Below are 21,875 nucleotides of genomic sequence, written 5' to 3'. Positions count from 1 at the left end.
AAAATAAAAAAGTAACTATACCATTTAATACAGAATGCCTCAAAACACCATTTTATCAATTAACAATCTTTCTATTTCATTTGGTAAAAATGAAGTAATCCATAATATTTCCTATCAATTAAACCAAAATGAAATTTTAGGTATTGTGGGCGAATCGGGTTCTGGCAAATCGGTATCTTCATTGGCCATTTTAGGTTTGCTTCCAAAGAAAATATCAAAAATAACATCTGGAAACATTTTTTATAATAATGAAGACTTAACAACATTGTCGCCAAAAGCATTTCAAAACATACGTGGAAAAAAGATAGCGATGATTTTTCAAGAACCTATGAGTTCTTTAAATCCATCTATGACTTGTGGGAAACAGGTACAAGAAATTTTATTACAGCACACTAATTTATCAAAACAAGAAGTAAAAACCGAAACACTTTTGCTTTTTGAAAAAGTAAAATTACCGAATCCCGAACGTGTTTATAACGTCTACCCACATGAAATTTCGGGTGGGCAAAAACAACGGGTTATGATAGCTATGGCCATTAGCTGCAAACCTGACATTCTGATTGCAGATGAACCTACAACCGCCTTGGATGTTACCGTACAAAAAAACATCATACAGTTGTTAAAGGAGCTACAAGTCGAAACAAAAATGAGCATCATTTTTATTACGCACGATTTGTCTTTAATCTCTGAAATAGCAAACCGAGTTTTAGTAATGTACAAGGGCGATATTGTTGAACAAGGTGAGGTTTACACCATTTTTAAAAACCCTAAACACCTGTATACAAAAGCACTTATTAATTCGCGCCCTTCTTTAAATACACGGTTAAAAACGTTGCCAACTATTAAAGATTATTTAAATAATATTACTAAAACTGATATTATAACTTCAGAAGATCGCCAACTAAAACACGAAAAACTATACAGTAAACCTCCTTTATTGGAAGTAATTAATGTTGAAAAGGAATATTTATCAAAATCGGGTTGGTTTTCCAAACCACAATCTTTTAAAGCTGTAAATAACATTAGTTTTAAATTGTTCCAAGGAGAAACTTTAGGATTGGTTGGAGAATCTGGCTGCGGAAAATCGACTTTAGGAAATGCCATTCTTCAATTGGATAAAGCCACAGCAGGACAAATTTTGTACAACGGCATTGATATTACAAAACTATCAAATCATGAGATAAAAAAACTTCGAAAGGACATTCAGATTATTTTTCAAGATCCATATTCCTCACTAAACCCCAGAATACCAGTGGGCGAAGCTATTATGGAGCCTATGATTGTTCATAAATTGTACAATTCAGATGAAGAACGTAAAGAAAAAACAATTGAGATTTTAAATAAAGTAGGCTTGTCTGAAGAGTATTTTAATCGCTATCCTCATGAATTTTCTGGCGGACAAAGACAACGTATTGGCATTGCTAGAACTATTGCCCTACAACCAAAGCTTATTGTATGTGATGAGTCTGTTTCTGCTTTAGATATATCGGTTCAAGCACAAGTTTTAAACTTGTTAAATAATCTTAAAGAAAGTTTTGGCTTTACCTATATTTTTATATCGCACGATTTGGCTGTGGTAAAATATATGAGTGACCAATTACTAGTAATGAACCAAGGAAAAATAGAAGAATTGGACGATGCTGATATTATTTACAGCTCGCCCAAAACTGTCTATACTAAAAAACTAATTGACGCTATTCCTAAAGGATTATAGCATAAATAATTTTTTAGTTAAATACATTAAACTTTTGATAAAACGTAAATTCTCACGAACTGTTTCTTTGAATTTACTCTCGTTAAACGTAGGTTCTTCAGGTAGATTTGTTGCAAAATTCATAGGCTTCAAGTTTATGGTAGATTTGGGGAAATCTATTTATTTTGTTTGGTTTCATTGGGGACTGCTAATATGAAATAATTTTTCATTAAATCGGTTAAAAAACATAAAAAATCGATGTAATACATTTATTTTTAACATTTAATCGATTCTAAACTGAATTTAGCTTTTGTTTAGCCAATTCATATAAGCATTTCAGGAATATCACCTTCTATAATTAAAGTACCTTCAGTAGCTTTTTTAATGTCTTCTACCGAAATTCCTGGAGCGCGTTCTAAAAGTTTAAACCCGTTTTGTGTTACTTCTAAAACAGCTAAATTTGTAACAATTTTTTTTACACAACCAATTCCGGTTAATGGTAGGGTACATTGCTTTAATAATTTTGATTCCCCTGCTTTATTAGTGTGCATCATAGCCACAATAATATTCTCGGCACTGGCTACTAAATCCATAGCACCACCCATGCCTTTAACCATGCGTCCCGGTATCTTCCAATTGGCTATATCACCATTTTGGGCAACCTCCATCGCGCCTAAAATGGTTAAATCTACATGCTTGCCTCGAATCATAGAAAAACTCAGGGCGGAGTCGAAAAAACTGGCACCGGGTAATGTTGTAATGGTTTGCTTACCTGCATTAATAATATCGGCATCTTCTTCTCCTTCAAAAGGAAATGGTCCCATTCCTAAAACGCCATTTTCACTTTGGAACTCAACTTCAATATCATTGCGCACATAATTAGCTACTAAAGTTGGGATTCCTATGCCTAAATTTACATAATAACCGTTTTTTACCTCTTTGGCTATTCGCTTTGCTATACCTGTTTTATCTAACATGCTTCAATCTTTTTTTCTAACAGTTCGTTGCTCAATACGCTTTTCATAATTCTCACCTTGGAAAATACGTTGTACAAAAATACCTGGAATATGAATTTGGTTGGGGTCTAAATTTCCTAGAGGCACCAATTCTTCAACTTCAGCAACCGTAATTTTAGCAGCGCCACACATAACGGGGTTGAAATTTCTAGCAGTTCCTTTAAATATTAAATTGCCTGCCGCATCCCCTTTCCATGCTTTAACAAAAGAGAAATCGGCTTTAAAAGCAAGCTCCAATACGTACATTTTACCATCAAACTCGCGAGTTTCTTTACCTTCTGCAACTTCAGTTCCATATCCCGCAGGCGTATAAATGGCTGGAAAACCTGCTTGAGCTGCTCGACAACGTTCGGCTAAAGTACCTTGTGGGATGAGTTCAACATCTAATTCCCCAGAAAGCATTTGGCGCTCAAATTCATCATTTTCGCCTACATATGACGATATCATTTTTTTTATTTGATGCTTTTGAAGCAGTAAACCCAAACCAAAGTCATCTACACCAGCATTGTTAGAAATACATGTTAACCCTTTTACACCTAGTTTTACTAATTGAGCAATGGCATTTTCTGGAATACCACTAAGCCCAAAACCACCTAGCATAAAGGTCATATTATCTAATACTCCCTGAAGAGCTTCTTCAACATTGGCAACTTTTTTATTAATCATTCTTAAATCATTTTTTGCTTTTTAAAAATACGAAATAAAAAAGCCATTCTAAAAAGAATGGCTTTTCATTTTTATTAAGAAAAATTTAAAAATTTAAATCGTCTGGTGTACCGCCAGAGCCGGCACCATTTGGGGTTTCAGACACTCTTGAACAATCTACATTAATGGACAGATTTGAAGGCACTTCAAAATTACCTGTAGAAACATCTAATGTCTTATCGTCATAACAATTTTTCATAAATAGTCCCCAAATTGGTAATGCCATAGAAGCTCCCTGTCCGTATAAAATAGACCTAAAATGAGCGGCTCTATCTTCGGCACCTACCCAAACACCTGTAACTAAATTTGGTACCATACCCATAAACCATCCATCACTCTGGTTTTGTGTGGTTCCAGTTTTTCCTGCAATAGGATTAGTAAATCCATACGGATACCCTGTAATAACTTCTTTGTAAAATTGGTCGGGCGCACCTGTTCTTCTCAATCTGGCACCAGAACCAAATTGGGTAACACCCTCTAAAAGTTTAACGGTTACATACGCCTCTTCATCCCCTAAAACATCGCGCGTTTCTGGTTTAAATTGATACAGAATAGTTCCGTTTTTATCTTCAATAGTGGTAACCATTACCGGTTTTGTGTAAACACCTTTGTTCGCAAATGATGCATAAGCACCTACCATTTCGTAAATACTTAAATCTGCCGTTCCTAAAGCGATAGATGGTACCGCAGGAATATTAGATTCTATACCTAATTTCTTAACTAAATCTATTACTGGTCGTGGTCCAACTTTATCCATTAATCTGGCCGTAATAGTGTTTACAGAGTTTGCCAACGCATCTTTTAAAGTTCTTGAGCCACCATAATCGCCGCCAGAATTTTTAGGGCACCAATCTTCTATATTTCCATATTTTCCCTTTTCTATGCAGAAAGGCGTGTCTGGAAATACATCGCAAGGGGAATAATGCAATTGGTCTATAGCTGTGGCATAAACAAATGGTTTGAAGGTAGAACCTACTTGTCTCTTTCCTTGTTTAACCATATCGTATTGAAAATGTCTGTAATTAATCCCGCCAACCCAAGCTTTTACATACCCAGTTTGTGGATCCATAGCCATCATACCTGTTCTTAAAAACGATTTATAGTAACGTATAGAATCGATGGGTTTCATAAGTGTATCTATCTCTGTAGCTTTTCCCTTTCTCCAAGCAAAAACAGCCATTTCGGTAGGTTTGTAAAACGATGCTTCAATTTCTTTATCAGATTTACCTAAATCATATTTCATTTTTCTCCAACGCTCTGATTGCTTCATAGCATTTCTTAACAATACATCTATTTCATCTTTTGATAAATCTATAAATGGTGCTGTGGGATTTCTTTGAGGTGTGTTTTGGCTAAAAAATGCAGCTTGCAACCTAGACATGTGCTGTACTACTGCATCTTCAGCATATGTTTGCATACGAGAATCAATAGTAGTATAAACTTTTAATCCGTCGTTGTATAAATTATATTTAGTCCCATCTGGTTTTGGATTGTTTTTTATCCAATCTTTCATAAAGCCATCTAAATAAGTTCTAAAATAAGTGGCAATACCTTCGCGATGCGATTCTGGAGAATAGTTTAAATCTAAATCTGTTTTTTGAAGGGAGTCTTTAACTTTGTTATCTATAAAATCATATTTTTCCATTTGCGCCAACACCACATTTCTTCTTTCTCTTGTTAGCTCTGGACGCTTTCTAGGGTTGAATAATGATGAATTCTTAAACATCCCTACCAACATGGCTGATTCTTTTAAATCTAAATCTTTGGGTTCTTTACCAAAATAAATTCTGGCGGCACTTCTAATACCATCGGCGTTATTTAAAAAATCATAAATATTAAAATACTGGGCAATAATTTCTTCTTTGGTGTATTGACGTTCTAAACGAGTGGCAATAATCCACTCTTTAATTTTTTGGGTCATCCTGCCCAACTTGTTTTTAGAACCTTCACCATGAAACAACTGTTTAGCCAATTGCTGTGATATGGTACTGGCTCCACCACCACTACCCAGTTTGACAATAGCCCTTAACGTACCAAAGGCATCAATACCAGAATGCTCGTGAAAACGCGCATCTTCAGTAGCTAATAAAGCTTCTACTAAATGCTGTGGTAACTCTTCATACTCAACGGGTGTTCTATTATCGTTTAAATAAAACTTGCCTAAAGTTTTTCCGTCAGAAGAAATAATTTCAGTTGCTAAATTTGTTTTCGGATTTTCTAAAACCGTATGGTCTGGCATTTCGCCAAAAAGACCCCAAGAAGCAAATAAAAACATGAGTATTGCAAATAGAATCCCTCCTGCAAATAGCATCCAAAACCAACGGATATATTTTGAAAAGTCTTGATTTTTTGGGGTTTGCTTTTTTGTTGCCATAGTTTAAGTGTCTTAAGTTGTAAGCGTCTTAAGTATTTAAAATTGGGTGTTATTTTTTAATAGGTTTTTCAATTCTAAAACCCACATCGGTAATCCCTTCAAGCTCAACAACACCATTTACTTTTCCGTTTTCTCTCATGGCCTGTTGAATATTAACTACATACTCTCCTTTTTCTTTAAAAACCACCTGCTCTTTATACCAAAGTTTATTCTCTTTAATATCGGTTAGCCCAATGCCTAAAAGTTTGCCAGATGGGTCGGCCATTTTATATTCTAAGGTGTCTTTTACTGTTTTCCCATGTGGAAAAACCATTTCAACAATTAGAAATATATTATTGTACTTATAGACATTTGTATTTCTTAAATTAATGAACAAATTGTAAGCGTTTGTAGAGTCTGGCACTTTAATATTAAAAGTAACAACAGAGTCTTTATGCCATTTGTTTGGTATGGGCTGATACACATCGAAAACTCGATTAGGGTCACAAGATGTAAACACAAAAGAAATTATTAATAAAAATAATAGCAAACTATTTCTCAACATTTTTGGTGTTTTGAGGTTTTTTTCGATTGTTTTTGCTTCTATTATTACTCTTTTTAGCACCTTTACCTTGGTTTGTATTGTTTTCTGGTATAGTTGTAGTGCTTTTATTATTTCCTTGATTAGCTTTTCGCTTATTGTTTCTACGTTTTTTATTAGGTTTTGGACTATCAAAACGTGTTAAACTATCTTGACCTACAACGTTTTCAAATTCGGTTTTAGTATCTTCGGTTACTTCTAAAGCATACTCCTCTAAACTTACAACCTTTTGGTTTTTCTTGTTTAACGCAATAATTTCGTTTGCTTGTACTGTAGTTATTTTATGCCAATTTGCCCATTCGCCTTCATATGCATACCACATATGACCTTTGAAAATATCTGTTTTTTGGCACACGGCTGCACCTTTTTCGGTTTGAAGTTTTATTTCCGTTTTAGGAAATCCTTTTAACGCATCTAAATAGCTATCCAATTCATAATTTAAACAACATTTTAGCTTACCACATTGTCCTGCTAATTTTAACGGATTTAATGATAGTTGCTGATAACGGGCAGCCGATGTGCTTACAGAACGGAAATCTGTTAACCATGTAGAGCAACATAACTCGCGCCCACATGAGCCAATACCACCAAGTCTTGAAGCTTCTTGACGAAACCCAACTTGTTTCATCTCAATACGGGTTCTAAACTCACGTGCAAACACCTTGATAAGTTCTCTAAAATCGACACGTTCTTCGGCTGTATAATAAAAAGTGGCTTTACTGGCATCGCCTTGAAATTCGATGTCGGAAATTTTCATTTGCAACTTTAAGTCAATCGCAAATTGACGTGCACGCACCTTCATGGGTTCTTCTTTTTCGCGGGCGTCTTTCCAAATATCAATGTCTTTTTGACTTGCTTTTCGGTAAATTTTTAAAATTTCTTCGGGAGTTTCTGAAATGTTTTTGCGCTTCATTTGAACGCGCACCAATTCCCCCGCAAGGGTAACCATACCTATATCATGACCAGATTGTGCTTGTGTAGCTACTACATCACCAATACTTAATGTTAAATTTTCGGTATTGTGATAGTATTCTTTTCTACCATTTTTAAAACGGACTTCAACCCAATTAAACGGCTTTTCTCCGTTAGGAAGCGACATATTGGCAAGCCAATCGAACACGGTTAGCTTATTACAACTATCCGTTCCGCAAGTGCCATTATTTTTGCATCCTTTAGGTTGACCGTCTTTACCAGTTGAACAACTGTTACAAGCCATAAGTTTTTATATATTGATTCCGATTAAAGCCAAAGCTTTAACGGAAGAAGGTTCATAATTCTTTTAAAATGTAAAGATAAGATTATTCTAAAGACTTGTAGCAAAGAATTTTTAAGATAAAAGAAAGAAAAGAATCATTATTTAGTGGTTTGTATTTTCCTTTTTACTTTTTCAATATTTGGAAAAGAAACCAGAGAACTAAAATCTACTTTCCAAAAATCCAATTCAAATAAACCCCCATTTATATTGCTTGTTAATTCAACATCAACCAATATTCCATCTTCATCTATAAATTGAGCTGCAGCAATTTGATCACACCTAGACCACTTATCTTCAATATCAAAAGAAATAGAACCCATTTTTCCATCATTCAAATCACGAACGATATGAGGTATTTCGAATTTACTATCAGTTAAAAATTCGATTAATTCTATTTCTTTATCTTTTAAAATTCTCATTTAATCTCTTTAAGATATCATTTAGACTTCTGAAAATGGTCGAAAATATTTCTTAAATCCTTTTTATGCGGCAGATGATCTGCGCGTCCTTTTTTAAAGATATCGTTGCTATTGCCCTGTCCTTTACGCAGTTCCTTCTGCTCTTCGTATGGTAATCGGTTTATTTCCATACACGTTGTAGAACAGCAATTTTCCATTTCTTCTTTGCATTTTGGGCATTGAATAAATAATAAATGGCAAGCTTCGTTGGCGCAATTGGTATGCACATCAAAAGGTTCTCCGCATTGGTGGCAACTAGCAATAATATCATCACTAATTTTTTCAGCGCGTCTATCATCAAACACAAAGTTTTTTCCTAAAAACTTATTTTCTATATTTTGTTCGTTTACTTGTCTTGTATATTCAATAATGCCGCCTTCAAGTTGATAGACATTTTTAAAACCTTTGTGCTTAAAGTAGGCACTGGCTTTTTCACAACGTATTCCACCTGTGCAGTACATTACCAAATTTTTATCTTCTTTATGGTCTTTTAAATCTTCTTCAATAATATCTAAAGAATCTCTAAACGTATCAACATCGGGTGTAATGGCGTTTTTAAAATGGCCTATTTCACTTTCGTAATGGTTCCGCATGTCAACCAAAACCGTGTTTTCATCTTCAATAAATTTGTTGAAATCTTCCGCTGCCAAATGAATGCCTTTGTTGGTAACATCAAACGTATCATCATCTAATCCATCGGATACAATTTTATTTCGCACTTTTACCTTCAACTTTAAAAACGATTTATTGTATTGCTCTACGGCAATATTTAATCGGATATCTTTTAAAAAATCAATCGTATCTAAATGCGCTTTAAACTCGTTAAAGCGGTCCGCTGGTAATGAAAGTTGCCCGTTAATGCCTTCTGTGGCTACGTAAATTCTACCCAATACCTCTAAGGCATCCCAAGTTAAAAATAAATGGTCTCTAAAAATTTGTGGATTTTCAATTTTAGCGTACTGGTAAAAAGAAAGCGTCAAGCGTTTTTTTCCTGCTTGGTCGATTAATTCGGCTCTTTCTTTTGCGCTTAATTTATTGTACAGTTGCATGCTATACTAATGTTTTAAGGTTAAAGATTATTTTATTGGGCAAAAGTACAATTTTTAAAAAAACTAGCACAATAATCACAAAAAAAGCACCCATTTATTAAACAGGTGCTTCCTAAGAATAGTTTGAGTTAGTCTGCGTTTATAGCATTCTTAATATTCGTTTCATAGCAATATCTTTCCAACTATTTATTTGTAGATGCAAAATGTTCATAAAGGTTGCGTTATAAAATTGTATGATGACGAAACTTATACTATTTTAGCATCCATTACTTCAGAAAATAAAAATAAAAATGAGCAGCGAAAAAGAAGCTAAATTAAAAGCACTAAAACTTACGTTAGATAAATTAGACAAGGCCTATGGAAAAGGTACTGTAATGAAAATGAGCGACCAAGCGGTTGTGGATGTTGATGCTATTTCATCGGGGTCTCTTGGTTTGGATATTGCCTTGGGCGTTGGTGGTTACCCACGCGGACGTGTTATTGAAATTTACGGACCGGAATCTTCTGGAAAAACAACTCTTACTTTACACGCTATTGCCGAAGCACAAAAAGCTGGAGGTATTGCCGCTTTTATTGATGCTGAACATGCTTTTGACAGATTTTATGCTGAAAAATTAGGTGTAGATTTAGAAAATTTAATCATCTCGCAACCAGATAACGGTGAACAAGCTTTAGAAATTGCCGATAATTTAATTCGCTCGGGTGCTATTGATATTGTAGTTATAGATTCGGTTGCTGCATTAACACCAAAAAGTGAAATTGAAGGCGAAATGGGCGATTCTAAAATGGGCTTACATGCACGTTTAATGTCGCAAGCCTTAAGAAAGTTAACAGCTTCTATTAGCAAAACAAATTGTACCGTAATTTTCATTAACCAATTACGTGAAAAAATTGGGGTAATGTTCGGTAACCCAGAAACTACGACGGGTGGTAATGCTTTAAAGTTTTACGCTTCTGTGCGTTTAGACATCCGTCGATCTACGCAAATAAAAGAAACCGATGGCAATGTTACCGGTAATAAAACCCGTGTAAAAGTGGTTAAAAACAAAGTAGCACCACCATTTAAAACGGCTGAATTCGATATTATGTACGGAGAAGGCATTAGTAAAGTGGGCGAAGTTTTAGACATTGCTGTTGAAAATGAAATCATTAAAAAAAGCGGCTCTTGGTTTAGTTATGATGAAACAAAACTAGGGCAAGGTAGAGATGCCGTTAAAGCACTTATAAAAGACAATCCAGAACTCATGGACGAACTCGAAGGCAAGGTTAGAAAAATAGCCAAAGCAGCTTCAGAAGCAGAATAGTTTAAAAATCCCGAATTATCGGGATTTTTTTGTTTTAATACGCAACCTTTTTGGTATCAATGCATCTATGTATAAAAAGAAAATAATCAATGAAAAAGTTAATCGCCCTAAGTTTAGCTTTAGTTTTACTTGTTTCTTGTAGTATAGATAATGATAACAGAAGTAACTATAGCTTTGAAATTTTACCGGTAGAGAGTGTTGATATTCCTAGTGAATTTGTATTGGGAGAAACATACCCTATAACGGTTACGTTTTTAAAACCCACAGCGTGTCATGTTTTTAAAGAGTTTTATTACTCTAAAAACCTAAATGAGCGTACTGTAGCACCCATAACATTGGTTTATGGAAATGATACTTGCGAAACTTTGGATAATGTTTCAGAAGAAGCTACTTTTAACTTTATAGTTACAAGTAACGGTTCTTACATTTTTAAGTTTTGGCAAGGTGAAGACGATAATGGAGAAGATCAATACTTAACTATTGAAGTACCAGTAACAGAATAAGTTTAAGTATTAACCAATCCTTGTTTAATTTGAGTTTAGATCAACTCATAGAAAGTTGTAAAATTAATGATACTAAAGCACAGAGTGAATTGTATAAACTCTTTTCGAGTAAACTTTTCTCTGTGTGCTTAAAGTATTCACGTAATTATGCCGAAGCGGAAGATAATCTGCAAGACGCTTTTTTAACAATTTTCAAAAAAATTGAACAGTATAAGAACAAAGGCTCGTTTGAAGGTTGGCTTAAACGAGTTACTATAAATACCGTTTTACAACAGTACAGAAAGGAAAAGGTTTTTGATATTATAAATGAAAATGTAATTGATGATGTTGAAATAGAAGTTGATGAAGATGTGATATCTATCGACTATCTTTTACGAATCATTCAAGAATTGCCAGACAGGTACCGATTGGTTTTTAACCTCTATGTGCTGGATGGTTATTCACATAAAGACATAGCAAGTATGCTAGACATTAACATAGGCACTTCAAAATCTAATTTAGCACGCGCTAGACAAATTTTGAAGCAAACTATTGAAGATCACAAAACAACACAAAGTTTACAATCATTATAAATGAGTGATAAAAAACATATAGATAGGTTATTTCAAGAGCATTTCAAGGATTTTGAAGCGACTCCTAGCGATGCTGTTTGGAAAAACATTGAAACAGAGCTTATCCAAGATAAGAAAAAGCGTCGCATTATTCCAATTTGGTGGCGCTATGCAGGTGTTGCTGCATTACTAGCATTACTATTAACCATTGGTGGCACTTATTTTTTTAATGAAGAAAACACAACCCCAACAAAAGTTGTAGATACTGAAGACTCCCAAACTCGAAGTTCAAACCCTTCTAACGATACTAAAGTTGCTGTTGAAAATGATAATGCTGCACAAAAAAGTTTAGAAGCTGATTTTCAAAACACCACCAAAGTTACATCAAACACAACTGAAGCGTATCAAGAATCATCAAAAGCAAACGCTTCATATTCATCCAATAAAAATGAAAGTAACCAGCAAACAGTTTTAGCTACAAATAAAAAATCGAGTTTAAAAAACAGTTTAACATCTTCCAAAAATGATGCTGTTGCTTCAAATTCCGAAGAAAAAAACAATACAAATAACATTGCTAAAATTTTGAATAATTCTCAAAACAAAGAAGATGTTATTCAAAATAATAAACCTTTAATTACTACAGAAAAAGCCAAAAAATTAATCAGCAACACTTCAAAAGAAAAGAGCACTATTGCTAAAGCTGAAAACAAAGAAAAAAATTCATTGACTATAGAAGAAGCCTTAGACAGCAATAAAGACGTAATTGAAAATAAGAACAACTCAAACAAATGGCGCATTACCCCAAATGCAGCACCTGTTTATTTTAATAGTTTAGGCGAAGGCTCATCTATAGACCCCCAATTTAACAGCAACTCTAAAACGGGTGAAGTTAACATGAGTTATGGTATTAGTGCTAGTTATGTTATAAACGACAAAATAAAAGTGCGTTCGGGCGTTAACAAGGTAAATTTAGGCTATAACACCAACAATGTGATTATTTATCAATCTGTTGGAATAAGTTCAAGCTCACGCGCATTAGAAAATATTAATGCCAGTGCAAATAGTACTGCAACGGATAATATTTCGATTATTAGTGGTGAAAATTTAAGTGCTGCGCCAGGTGGCTTTGAAACAACAAATACTTCAATCAATCAAGCCTTAGGCTATATTGAAGTGCCTTTAGAAATTCAATACGCTCTTGTTAACAGTAAATTAGGCATTAACGTTATTGGCGGTTTCAGTTCGTTCTTTTTGAGTAATAATAAAATATATTCTGAAGCCGAAACTGGCACAAGAACCTTTCTGGGTGAAGCAAACAATATAAATAAAGTAAGCTATAGTGCTAATTTCGGTGTAGGCTTTAATTACCAAGTCTCTAAAAAAATAGATTTTAATTTAGAACCTATGTTTAAATATCAAATTAACACGTTTAATAATACTTCTGGTAATTTTACACCGTTTTTTATAGGTGTTTATACTGGATTTGCCATTAAATTCTAGGTTTTTGGTTAGATCTAGATATTGATTTTCATTAAACTATAAAATCAATATCAGAAAAAGACTGCTCTCCCCAGAGTAGTCTTTTTTATGGATTAAAAGCTTGTAATTGTTTTAAAATAACGTTCCTCGCATTTTCATTTAAAGCTTTTGTATCTTGAACCGTTAAGTTTTTAGTTGTTAAAAATTGATGGATTTTTACACGCATTTTTCCCGGTCCTCCACTAAAAAACGTATATGATAACCGTTTTTTGTTATCTCCAAAAGTTATTGGCACAACAGGAATATGATGATTGATAGCCAACCTAAAAGCACCATCTTTAAATTCGTCTAAGATAATATGTTCTTCTGGCACACCTCCTTCGGGAAAAATACAAATACTCACACCTGTTTTCAAACGTTTTTGAGCTCTTAAAAAAACGGCTTTCCTACTTTTTTCAGAACTTCTATCAACCAAAATACAAGTGCGTTTATAGAAAAAACCAAATAAGGGGATTTTTGTCAACTCTTTTTTTCCAACAAAAACAAACGGATTTTTAAGTGAGACCAACATCAGCATAACATCAGCCATAGATGTGTGGTTGGCAATAAACAAATAACTTTTGCTTTTATCGGGTGTTTGTTCGTTTTCAATTGCCCAGCGAAAACCCATACCTATTAAAATTATTTTAGCCCAAAAACGAGCCAATTTAAAAAAATACGGATACCACGATTCCTTTAAAATAGAAATTAAAAGTATGGGAAACATGATAAGTATAGGCAGTGCTACAAGTACATAGAACCAAATGCGGTACAAAATCCAGAATAGATATTTAAATAACTTCATCGAACCCAAAAATACATAATTGTATTGAGCAATTCTATTAAAAAAATTACCTTTGTGACTGTTGAAATTTTACCGATTATTAATTAAAAAAAGATTCCCGTTTTCATGGGAATGAAAAAATGGCAAGAATACTTACAGGCATACAAAGTACAGGAACACCACATTTAGGAAACATTCTAGGGGCATTGATGCCAGCAATAAAAATGGCTAACAGTCCTGAAAACGAATCGTTTTTATTTATTGCCAATTTACATACGTTAACCCAAATTAAAGATGCCGAAACGTTAAGACAAAACACCTATTCGGTAGCTGCTACTTGGTTGGCATTTGGCTTGGATATTGAAAAAACGGTGTTTTACAGACAGAGTGATATTGCGCAAGTAACAGAGTTGTCCTGGTATTTAAGTTGCTTTTTTCCTTACCAACGGTTAACATTGGCACATAGTTTTAAAGACAAAGCTGATAGATTGGAAGATGTAAATGCAGGTTTATTTTTCTACCCCATGCTTATGGCTGCCGATATTTTGTTGTATGATGCCGAAATAATTCCCGTAGGGAAAGACCAATTACAACATATAGAAATGACACGTGATGTGGCGGCTCGCTTTCATGCGAAAATGGGCGACGTTTTTGTATTGCCTGAAGGGAAAGTTGAAGAAAACATCATGCTTATTCCAGGTACCGATGGTGAAAAGATGAGTAAAAGTAGAGACAACACCATCAATATTTTTTTAGATGATAAAAAACTGCGCAAGCAAATCATGACCATCCAAACCGATAGCACCCCGCTTGAAGAACCTAAAGATTGGAGTACTTGTAACTGTTTTGCTATTTATAATTTGTTGGCAAGTGACGAGCAAATAAAAACTATGAAAGCCAACTATGAAAACGGTAATTATGGTTACGGGCACGCTAAACAGGCCTTGTTTGAATTAATAGTTGAAACCTTTTCCACTCAACGCGAGCGTTATAATTATTACATGGATAACCTAAACGAAATTGATAAAGCATTGGCTTTAGGTGCTGAAAAAGCTAGATTGGTTGCAAATGATGTTTTGAAACGTGTTCGTGAAAAGGTTGGGTATTAATTATGGCGGATAAAGAAAAAGATTTAATTGGGACAATTCTAAATAAAGTTAAAAACCACCGTCTAATATGGCCAATAATTGTATTTGGATTAATAATTATAGGGGTTTCTAAATTTACTAATGCTTTACAAGATATAAATAGCTTTATATTTCCTTCAAATAAAACAAAGCCTGAAATCCAAAATCAAGTAAAAAAACAAACAGAAAAAAAACTAATAGAAATAATAAATCAAAGTGAATCTTATCAAATTTTTGAAAAATCAAATCCTTATCCCATAAAATATAATAAAGTTAAAATTGGCACTAAATTATCAATGATAAAAAATTATTATTCGGATACAGAAGGAAGTTTAAGTGAAGATGGAAACCGTTATTTTTTAGATACTAAAGATAATATGTTTAAATGGATTGTTTATTTTTTTGAACAAAACCAAGAAGACCCAAAAGTCAATCTTATAACCTTTTATGCGGAAGATAATTATATGGCTAAAATAAAAAACCAAGCACTTGTTGCATTTGACACAATTAATCTCAAATCTTTTAATCTTGGAAAGATTCTTGAGTGGTCAAATATTGAAGGCACAAAAGTTAGAATAGAAAATAGTGCTTACAGTATTTCTGAATAATTCTATTTCTAATTGGAGTACATAAAACTCCTGCTTTCGCAGGAATTTTAAACAACCTCAAACAACTTCCCTGGCAACGGCCTAACAACTCCTTTTAATTCCATATTCAACAACACACTAGCTATTTTAAAAATTGGTAGGTTACAATTTATAGCTATAATATCTAATTGTTGCTTATCGTTCTCTTTAAGGTATTTGTAAATTATTTTTTCGGTAGCATCCAACTCAATAAACAACTGTTTTTGAATGGCTGGTTTTTTATCTTCTTCTAACTTCCAGTTTAAAATATAAGGTACATCTAAAGGTGTTGTTAATATATGTGCTTTTTGGTATTTTATTAAATTGTTGCAACCCGAACTTTGTGAATCAGTTGGTCTTCCTGGTACGGCAAATACATCGCGATTATACGAGTTGGCAATATCGGCAGTGACCAAGCTTCCACCTTTTTCTGCAGACTCTATAACAATAGTAGCTTCGCTCACCCCTGCAATAACACGGTTTCTTTTTAAAAAATTGTTTCTATCGAATGTATCGCTACTCCAAAAATCAGTAAAAAAACCACCGTTCCTTTCCACTTCAACCATATACTTTTTGTGTACAGCCGGATAAATTTGATTAAGCCCGTGCGCTAAACAACCTATAGTCTGTAAATTGTGTTTTAAGGCTGCTCTATGTGCTGTAATATCGGTTCCATACGCAAATCCAGAAACAATAAGTGGGTTATAAATAGCCAGTTTTTCTACCAATTCTTCACAAAAAGTGATGCCATTAGTGGTGATTTTTCTAGCCCCTACAATGCTAATAATACGTTGCTCCTTTAAATTAATATTTCCTGTTTGGAACAACAAAATAGGTCCATCAATACAATGCTTCAGTTTTTCGGGATAATTACTTGCTTCAAAATATAAAACCTTAATATTATTTTCTTTTATAAAAGAAATTTCCTTTTCAGCTTCTTTTAAATGATGCGGTTTAAATAAATCTCCTAAAATAACACTGCCAATGCCATCAACTTTTAGCAAGTTTTGTTTCTTTTCTTTCAAAACAGCCTCGGCAGTTCCGCAGTGAGAAATAAGTCGTTTAGCCATAATATCACCAATATTTGGTACATGTTGCAAGGCTAATGTGTAAAGCAAATCCGTTTCGCTCATTCTATACTATTGATTTTGAAGCTGCAATAAAAGAATTTTTACACTGTTAATAAATAATTGAGTCTAAATTTTATCGATATCTATAATTTTTTAACTTTGTTTCTATGCAATTAGAAACTTACATAAGCGATTTACTCTACAGATATGAGTGTGTTACCATACCAGAGTTTGGTGCATTTTTAACACAACGTGCATCTGCAGCTATTGATGATGCTACCAATACCTTTTATCCGCCAAAAAAAACAGTATCTTTTAATGAGCAAATTCATAATAACGATGGCTTATTGGCACATTATATTGCCGATGTAGAAAAAATCCCTTTTGAGGTAGCTAATGAAAAAATTGCAAAACGTGTTAGTACAATAAAATCGTATTTAACTCAAGGTGAATCCATCACTTTTAAAAATATTGGAGACATAACCTTTAATAATGAAGGCAAAATTTTATTTGAACCTATTTACCAGCTAAACTATTTAACCAATTCTTTTGGATTATCGCAATTGGTATCTCCAAGAGTTTCTCGAGAGGTTTACAAAACAGAGGTTGAAGCCATTGAAAAAGTAATTCCGTTAACAATTACTCAAGAAAAACGCAAATCTAAACCGTATTTTAAATACGCTGCCGTAGCTTTTATAGCCTTAACTTTAGGCGGATTGGTGTCTTCTAAATATTATATTGACCAAATTGAGCAACACAATCAAATAGCTCAAGAAAAAGCATTCCAACAATTAGATGCTAAAATAGAACAAGCTACTTTTAATTTGAATCCGCTTCCGGCTATTACTTTAAATGTTACCAAACAATCTGGCAACTACCATGTTATAGCTGGTGCTTTTAGAGTTGAAGATAACTGCGAATTAATTATCAGTCAATTAAAAGAACAAGGTTTTAATGCCAGAACTATTGGCGTAAACAAATACGGTTTACACGAAGTTGTTTATGGAAGTTATGAAACTGCCGAGGAAGCTTTAAGTGTTTTACGTGATGTTAGAAAAAATCAAAACGAAGATGCTTGGTTATTGGTTAAAGAGCTGGATGTAACTGCTGAGTAATTATATCTTAAATTCCCATACTAAATCCCGAAATCATTTTACCTTTGCAGCATAATTAAACATGTTGTGATGCAAGCTAAAACACCCGAACAATCTAAAACGATTCTTACCGATATGGTTTTACCTGGTGAAACCAACCCACTAAACAACCTTTTTGGGGGTGAATTATTGGCACGAATGGATAGAGCCGCAAGTATTTCGGCACGACGCCATTGCAGACATATTGTAGTAACTGCCTCGGTAAATCATGTAGCTTTTAGTAAAGCGGTGCCGTTAGGTAGTGTTGTAACTGTTGAAGCTAAAGTATCCAGAGCTTTTAAAACATCTATGGAAGTTTTTATTGATGTTTGGATTGAAGATCGCATCTCTGGCGAACGCACCAAAGCCAATGAAGGCATTTACACTTTTGTAGCGGTTGATGATACTGGAAAGCCTGTATTAGTACCTGAAGTACTTCCTGAAACCGATTTAGAAAAACAACGTTTTGAAGCTGCTTTACGCCGAAAACAATTAAGTTTACTACTATCTGGAAAAATAAAACCTAGTGAAGCGACTGAGTTGAAAGCTTTGTTTGAGTAGATTTTTAAAATTCAAAACAAACCGCCAATTCACAAATTATTTTTACAAAAAATCCTAAATTAAAAGGTTTAGACCCTCTCTTTCGCAGGAATTTTACATTTTAAAAACCCACGATGCTGGATTTTCGGTAGCTGTTCCTTTAGAAATTGAAAAACTTAAAATGGTTTCTCCGTTTGAAGGGTTGGTAAATACCTCGCCTATGGCTTGTTTCGTGCTTACTTTATCGCCTTCTTTTACATAAACGGTTGAGAGGTTTTTGTAAAGGGTTAGGTAATCACCATGGCGAACCATAACAATCGGGTTTACGTTTTTCATTTTAAGTACGGCACTTACCTCGCCATTAAAAACGGCAAATACTTTGGCTCCTTTTTCAGTGGCAATTCGGACGCCATTACTTTTAATAGTCAACGAATGGTCAATAGGATGCGGCTGTGTGCCATAACCAAGCGTTACATAGCCTTTTTCAACCGGCCAAGGTAGTTTTCCTTTGTTTGCCACAAAATTAGCTGCTAAAACCTTTTCTTCTGGAGTTAACGCAAATCCTGAAGAGCTTTTTGTAATTGTAGCACCTGATTTTAAGTTGGATTTTGCTATAGCTTCTTTAATAATACGGTCTATTTCAGCATCAATTCTATCGGCTTCTTGTTGCTTTTGCTTTATTTGAGCCGCATAAACAGATATATTCTTTTTAATGGACTTCATTAATTCTTCATGCTGTTTGCGCTCTCCTTCTAAAGTTTTTTGAACTTCTCTATTTTCAGCAATCAGTTTTTTCTTGGTTTCTTGTTGTTTAAGTAATTCTAAATTTATGGCTTGCAATTCTGCGGTTTTTGCTTTTATGGTTTCGCCTTGTTCCTTTTGGTGGTCGGTATATTGCTTCATATACTGTAAACGCTTGTAGGCTTGTTTAAAATCGTTTGCAGACAGCAAAAACATGATTCTGCTTTGTTGATTTCGACTTTTATAAGACTTCACCATCATAGCAGCGTAATCTTCTTTTAAAACCTTTAATTCGTCTCTTAAACTCGTTATCTTTCTTTGGTTGTAATTAATATCTCGCGTTATTAAATTGGCTTGTTGGTTGGTCACTTTAATCAAATTATCCAACACCTTTATTTTATGCTTGAAATCTTGAATTAAGGTTAATTGCGATTTTTCCTTACTTTGGTTTTCGGCACGTAATTGGGCTATTTTCTGAATTTCTAAACGAAGTTCTTGCCTGCGCGCTTCCAATTCTTGTTGTTTGGCGCTTTGCGAAAACACAAAAACACTACAAAACATAAAGCTAAGTAGTAAGACTATTCTAATTGATTGGTTGTTCTTTTGTAACATTAAAGTTTTATTTCTTTAAAACCTGAGGGTATTTTATACGGAAAGCTTAAATCTTCATTTAAAGTAACGCTTTTAAATTCTAAATCGATAATGGTTTCTTTATTCGCCTCTACTGCAATCACTTTAATACGTTCTGGTAATGTTTGTTTCTCTACTTCTTGGTGTGATAAATAGTCTATTTGCAAATGCCTCAACTCTACTGGTTGCGATACTTGTTGTGATTTTATTTTAAAATGAACGGGGTCTAACAAAAAGAAAATTTCAAACAGTTCGTGTTGTTGTTTAGGCTGAAAAATGTATCCATTATTAATAACCGAAACTTCGTAAGTACTTGCATTCAAATTAAAAATAGCTTCGCCTAATAGCAAATTCTCAACCTTTTGGAAATCTAAATCAGTACCCAATAAATTACTTAAATATTTGTAATCGCCTTCAAAGTAGGTATTATCTAATTTATTATAGAAACTCACTTTTTCAGGAGTAATTAACGCTTTTACTACCGAAAATGCAGCACTTATCCATAGCACTTCGTCTTTTTTTGCTCTAAAATTGACCGTATAAGACTGTTCTTTACCGTCTTGACTATACGTTATTTTAAGTTTCGATTGTAACGTTTTAAAGTCTGGTTTTTTTTTGCCATTTTCTTTTAAAAGCTGTTTGGCATTTAAATTAAAATTTGCTTCGCCTCCTCCAATGGTTTTAGAGGCTTTACAGTTACATATCAATAAAACTAAAAGGAATAAAAAGGCGTGCTTAAGTAGGTTCATTAATTTGAAGTTTCTAATTGTTTTGCTTTATCAATAAACGTCTTTGCCTTTACTGTATTGTTTAATAAACCGTATGCTGTACTTAATTGATTATAAAAATCGATTTCCATTTTGTTATCATCAATTATAAAATCCAATCCTGTTTCTAAAACATCAACCGCTTTCTGTGGCTGATTTAATTGGTTTAATGCCACCCCATTAATTAAATAAAACAGCGGTTGTGCCGGATATTTTTGAAGCACCTCATTACTCTTTTTCTCTGCTACATTAAACTTTTGCAAATCTATGTAAAGTAACAATACGTTTCGAAGTACATTAAAGTTTTCTGCATCAATTTTTAATGCCGCTTCAAAATACTCTAGAGCCTTTGGTTTGTTGCTTTTTGATAAATAATATTGCCCAAGTTCTATTAGGGTTTTGCTGTTGCTACTATCGCCCACTAAAGTTGTTGCCTCTACTAAATCGGCTTCATATTGCGGATTATTGCCAACAAACTGAACAAAATCGGTAAGCACTTTAAGTTTTGCTTCCGGTTTTATTTCTGGGCTTTTAACCACAATTTTCATAGATTCAATGGCCTTTTCTGCATTATTATCATCTAAATAAAACTTATACAACGCTAAATGGACAATTTGCGAATTAGGGCTAATTTTCAACAACTCTTTAGCTGTTTCAAATGCTTTTTCCTTTTCGTTGTTTTCGCTGTACCGGAAAATCAGTTGTAAGTAATTGGATTCTTTATCCGGATTGTCTTCAACACGTGCTTCTAAGTTTTTTATTTGATCCTTTTTGCGTCCCGTAGCCTCATATATTTGATTACGCATCATATCTCTCGCTACCGAAATACCAAATTCAGTATCTAATTCATCCAAAATCTTCAACGCATCATTGTACTCTTTGGTTTTTACATACAACGCCGCTAAATTCTCTTTATAATCGGGGTGAAATTTCACCAATTGCTTCACGGTTTTAATGGCCTTATCAAATTCATTTTGTTCCATATAAAACACATATAGTGCATCTAAAAACCATTCGTTTTCAGGTGCTTTACTAACGGCTTTTTTTAAGGCATCTTCAGCAGCTCCAAAATTTTTAAGCTGGTAGTAGTTTTTTCCTAATTCAAAATATAGAACAGGAACCGAATTATCTAATTCAATACATTTCAAAAGCGCATCTACAGAACGGTCGTAATTTTCAATGCCCCTTTGTTTTAAAGCTTCGTAAAAAAGTTCCTGAAATCTATCTTCAACATCACCCAAATCATCATCAGGTTTTTTGTTAAAATCTACTTGGGCATAATTTATCTGCGGAAGCAAAAAAGTTCCGATGATAAAAAATAGTATGTAAATTTTATATTTCATGCAATTTATTTGGGCGTTACCACAAGGGTCGGGCTTTTCGCTATATCTTTTTTTCGTCCCTTAAAAAAGGATGCCGCTTCAATCCCTAACGCGTGTGTTTGCTATTAA

The 21,875-nt window shown here is 33.9% G+C and carries 21 protein-coding genes; 9 read left to right on the top strand and 12 right to left on the bottom strand.

Annotated features, from left to right (window positions below; genetic code table 11):
- Positions 1-34 precede the first annotated feature (34 nt).
- On the top strand, positions 35-1,714 hold the full coding sequence (locus tag VP395_RS09055) for an ABC transporter ATP-binding protein (protein WP_346241665.1): 1,680 nt from the start codon (positions 35-37) through the stop codon (positions 1,712-1,714).
- A 302-nt stretch (positions 1,715-2,016) separates the two neighbouring features.
- On the opposite strand, the gene VP395_RS09050 is transcribed toward VP395_RS09055, so the two are convergent.
- The 7 genes from VP395_RS09050 to trhO all read right to left on the bottom strand — a co-directional run bounded on the left by VP395_RS09050 (position 2,017) and on the right by trhO (position 9,130).
- The gene (locus VP395_RS09050) at positions 2,017-2,670 is read right to left on the bottom strand and encodes a 3-oxoacid CoA-transferase subunit B (protein WP_346241664.1); all 654 of its coding nucleotides are present in this window, start codon (positions 2,668-2,670) and stop codon (positions 2,017-2,019) included.
- Positions 2,671-2,673: 3 nt separating this feature from the next.
- Positions 2,674-3,375, bottom strand: coding sequence for a CoA transferase subunit A (locus VP395_RS09045; RefSeq protein ID WP_346241663.1), 702 nt, complete (start codon positions 3,373-3,375; stop codon positions 2,674-2,676).
- A gap of 85 nt (positions 3,376-3,460) precedes the next feature.
- Complete coding sequence (locus tag VP395_RS09040; protein ID WP_346241662.1) at positions 3,461-5,788, bottom strand: penicillin-binding protein 1A; 2,328 nt, start codon at positions 5,786-5,788, stop codon at positions 3,461-3,463.
- A gap of 49 nt (positions 5,789-5,837) precedes the next feature.
- On the bottom strand, positions 5,838-6,332 hold the full coding sequence (locus VP395_RS09035) for a gliding motility lipoprotein GldH (RefSeq protein ID WP_346241661.1): 495 nt from the start codon (positions 6,330-6,332) through the stop codon (positions 5,838-5,840).
- Entirely contained in the window at positions 6,319-7,584 is a 1,266-nt protein-coding gene (locus VP395_RS09030; RefSeq protein ID WP_346241660.1) for a PSP1 domain-containing protein, read from the bottom strand. The genes VP395_RS09035 and VP395_RS09030 overlap by 14 nt, the downstream gene beginning before the upstream one ends.
- A 137-nt stretch (positions 7,585-7,721) precedes the next feature.
- The gene (locus VP395_RS09025) at positions 7,722-8,042 is read right to left on the bottom strand and encodes a DUF6984 family protein (RefSeq protein WP_346241659.1); all 321 of its coding nucleotides are present in this window, start codon (positions 8,040-8,042) and stop codon (positions 7,722-7,724) included.
- A gap of 17 nt (positions 8,043-8,059) precedes the next feature.
- The gene (gene trhO / locus VP395_RS09020) at positions 8,060-9,130 is read right to left on the bottom strand and encodes an oxygen-dependent tRNA uridine(34) hydroxylase TrhO (protein ID WP_346241658.1); all 1,071 of its coding nucleotides are present in this window, start codon (positions 9,128-9,130) and stop codon (positions 8,060-8,062) included.
- 290 nt (positions 9,131-9,420) lie between these two features.
- On the opposite strand from trhO, the gene recA reads away from it, so the two are divergent.
- From recA to VP395_RS09000, 4 genes are all read left to right on the top strand, one after another.
- Positions 9,421-10,434, top strand: coding sequence for a recombinase RecA (recA, locus tag VP395_RS09015; protein ID WP_346241657.1), 1,014 nt, complete (start codon positions 9,421-9,423; stop codon positions 10,432-10,434).
- A gap of 89 nt (positions 10,435-10,523) precedes the next feature.
- Entirely contained in the window at positions 10,524-10,937 is a 414-nt protein-coding gene (locus tag VP395_RS09010; protein WP_346241655.1) for a hypothetical protein, read from the top strand.
- A 29-nt stretch (positions 10,938-10,966) separates the two neighbouring features.
- The gene (locus VP395_RS09005; RefSeq protein WP_346241653.1) at positions 10,967-11,509 is read left to right on the top strand and encodes an RNA polymerase sigma factor; all 543 of its coding nucleotides are present in this window, start codon (positions 10,967-10,969) and stop codon (positions 11,507-11,509) included.
- The gene (locus VP395_RS09000; protein WP_346241651.1) at positions 11,510-12,988 is read left to right on the top strand and encodes a hypothetical protein; all 1,479 of its coding nucleotides are present in this window, start codon (positions 11,510-11,512) and stop codon (positions 12,986-12,988) included. It abuts the gene before it with no gap.
- 85 nt (positions 12,989-13,073) lie between these two features.
- On the opposite strand, the gene VP395_RS08995 is transcribed toward VP395_RS09000, so the two are convergent.
- Positions 13,074-13,811, bottom strand: coding sequence for a lysophospholipid acyltransferase family protein (locus VP395_RS08995; protein WP_346241649.1), 738 nt, complete (start codon positions 13,809-13,811; stop codon positions 13,074-13,076).
- Between the two features lie 119 nt (positions 13,812-13,930).
- Here VP395_RS08995 and trpS point away from each other — a divergent pair, with 119 nt between their 5' ends.
- On the top strand, positions 13,931-14,899 hold the full coding sequence (gene trpS / locus VP395_RS08990; RefSeq protein WP_346241647.1) for a tryptophan--tRNA ligase: 969 nt from the start codon (positions 13,931-13,933) through the stop codon (positions 14,897-14,899).
- Positions 14,900-14,901: 2 nt separating this feature from the next.
- Positions 14,902-15,525, top strand: a complete 624-nt coding sequence (locus tag VP395_RS08985) for a hypothetical protein (RefSeq protein WP_346241645.1) — start codon at positions 14,902-14,904, stop codon at positions 15,523-15,525.
- Between the two features lie 47 nt (positions 15,526-15,572).
- Here the strand turns inward: VP395_RS08985 and dprA are convergent, their stop codons facing one another.
- Positions 15,573-16,676 (bottom strand): DNA-processing protein DprA, encoded by a 1,104-nt coding sequence (gene dprA / locus VP395_RS08980; RefSeq protein WP_346241643.1) that lies wholly within the window; start codon positions 16,674-16,676, stop codon positions 15,573-15,575.
- 104 nt (positions 16,677-16,780) lie between these two features.
- Here dprA and VP395_RS08975 point away from each other — a divergent pair, with 104 nt between their 5' ends.
- Both VP395_RS08975 and VP395_RS08970 read left to right on the top strand, forming a co-directional pair.
- Positions 16,781-17,728 carry an HU domain-containing protein gene (locus VP395_RS08975; protein WP_346241641.1) on the top strand — a complete coding sequence of 316 codons (948 nt, stop codon included), beginning with the start codon at positions 16,781-16,783 and terminating at the stop codon, positions 17,726-17,728.
- A gap of 69 nt (positions 17,729-17,797) precedes the next feature.
- On the top strand, positions 17,798-18,307 hold the full coding sequence (locus tag VP395_RS08970) for an acyl-CoA thioesterase (protein WP_346241639.1): 510 nt from the start codon (positions 17,798-17,800) through the stop codon (positions 18,305-18,307).
- A 93-nt stretch (positions 18,308-18,400) separates the two neighbouring features.
- Here VP395_RS08970 and VP395_RS08965 read toward each other — a convergent pair whose 3' ends face one another.
- The 3 genes from VP395_RS08965 to VP395_RS08955 are packed head-to-tail and all read right to left on the bottom strand — an operon-like array spanning position 18,401 to position 21,767.
- Positions 18,401-19,639 (bottom strand): murein hydrolase activator EnvC family protein, encoded by a 1,239-nt coding sequence (locus VP395_RS08965; protein ID WP_346241637.1) that lies wholly within the window; start codon positions 19,637-19,639, stop codon positions 18,401-18,403.
- Complete coding sequence (lolB1, locus tag VP395_RS08960; protein ID WP_346241635.1) at positions 19,639-20,406, bottom strand: lipoprotein insertase outer membrane protein LolB1; 768 nt, start codon at positions 20,404-20,406, stop codon at positions 19,639-19,641. The genes VP395_RS08965 and lolB1 overlap by 1 nt, the downstream gene beginning before the upstream one ends.
- Entirely contained in the window at positions 20,406-21,767 is a 1,362-nt protein-coding gene (locus VP395_RS08955; protein WP_346241633.1) for a tetratricopeptide repeat protein, read from the bottom strand. The genes lolB1 and VP395_RS08955 overlap by 1 nt, the downstream gene beginning before the upstream one ends.
- Between the last annotated feature and the right edge of the window lie 108 nt (positions 21,768-21,875).

The organism is Mariniflexile soesokkakense (assembly GCF_039650365.1).
Taxonomy (GTDB): domain Bacteria; phylum Bacteroidota; class Bacteroidia; order Flavobacteriales; family Flavobacteriaceae; genus Mariniflexile; species Mariniflexile soesokkakense.
This window is presented reverse-complemented; position numbering and strand designations above follow the sequence as displayed.

Coding starts and splice junctions, on each gene's coding strand:
- VP395_RS09055 (WP_346241665.1), top strand. CDS start 35: ATGCCTCAAAACACCATTTTATCAATTAACAATCTTTCTATTTCATTT.
- VP395_RS09050 (WP_346241664.1), bottom strand. CDS start 2,670: ATGTTAGATAAAACAGGTATAGCAAAGCGAATAGCCAAAGAGGTAAAA.
- VP395_RS09045 (WP_346241663.1), bottom strand. CDS start 3,375: ATGATTAATAAAAAAGTTGCCAATGTTGAAGAAGCTCTTCAGGGAGTA.
- VP395_RS09040 (WP_346241662.1), bottom strand. CDS start 5,788: ATGGCAACAAAAAAGCAAACCCCAAAAAATCAAGACTTTTCAAAATAT.
- VP395_RS09035 (WP_346241661.1), bottom strand. CDS start 6,332: ATGTTGAGAAATAGTTTGCTATTATTTTTATTAATAATTTCTTTTGTG.
- VP395_RS09030 (WP_346241660.1), bottom strand. CDS start 7,584: ATGGCTTGTAACAGTTGTTCAACTGGTAAAGACGGTCAACCTAAAGGA.
- VP395_RS09025 (WP_346241659.1), bottom strand. CDS start 8,042: ATGAGAATTTTAAAAGATAAAGAAATAGAATTAATCGAATTTTTAACT.
- trhO (WP_346241658.1), bottom strand. CDS start 9,130: ATGCAACTGTACAATAAATTAAGCGCAAAAGAAAGAGCCGAATTAATC.
- recA (WP_346241657.1), top strand. CDS start 9,421: ATGAGCAGCGAAAAAGAAGCTAAATTAAAAGCACTAAAACTTACGTTA.
- VP395_RS09010 (WP_346241655.1), top strand. CDS start 10,524: ATGAAAAAGTTAATCGCCCTAAGTTTAGCTTTAGTTTTACTTGTTTCT.
- VP395_RS09000 (WP_346241651.1), top strand. CDS start 11,510: ATGAGTGATAAAAAACATATAGATAGGTTATTTCAAGAGCATTTCAAG.
- VP395_RS08995 (WP_346241649.1), bottom strand. CDS start 13,811: ATGAAGTTATTTAAATATCTATTCTGGATTTTGTACCGCATTTGGTTC.
- trpS (WP_346241647.1), top strand. CDS start 13,931: ATGGCAAGAATACTTACAGGCATACAAAGTACAGGAACACCACATTTA.
- VP395_RS08985 (WP_346241645.1), top strand. CDS start 14,902: ATGGCGGATAAAGAAAAAGATTTAATTGGGACAATTCTAAATAAAGTT.
- dprA (WP_346241643.1), bottom strand. CDS start 16,676: ATGAGCGAAACGGATTTGCTTTACACATTAGCCTTGCAACATGTACCA.
- VP395_RS08975 (WP_346241641.1), top strand. CDS start 16,781: ATGCAATTAGAAACTTACATAAGCGATTTACTCTACAGATATGAGTGT.
- VP395_RS08970 (WP_346241639.1), top strand. CDS start 17,798: ATGCAAGCTAAAACACCCGAACAATCTAAAACGATTCTTACCGATATG.
- VP395_RS08965 (WP_346241637.1), bottom strand. CDS start 19,639: ATGTTACAAAAGAACAACCAATCAATTAGAATAGTCTTACTACTTAGC.
- lolB1 (WP_346241635.1), bottom strand. CDS start 20,406: ATGAACCTACTTAAGCACGCCTTTTTATTCCTTTTAGTTTTATTGATA.
- VP395_RS08955 (WP_346241633.1), bottom strand. CDS start 21,767: ATGAAATATAAAATTTACATACTATTTTTTATCATCGGAACTTTTTTG.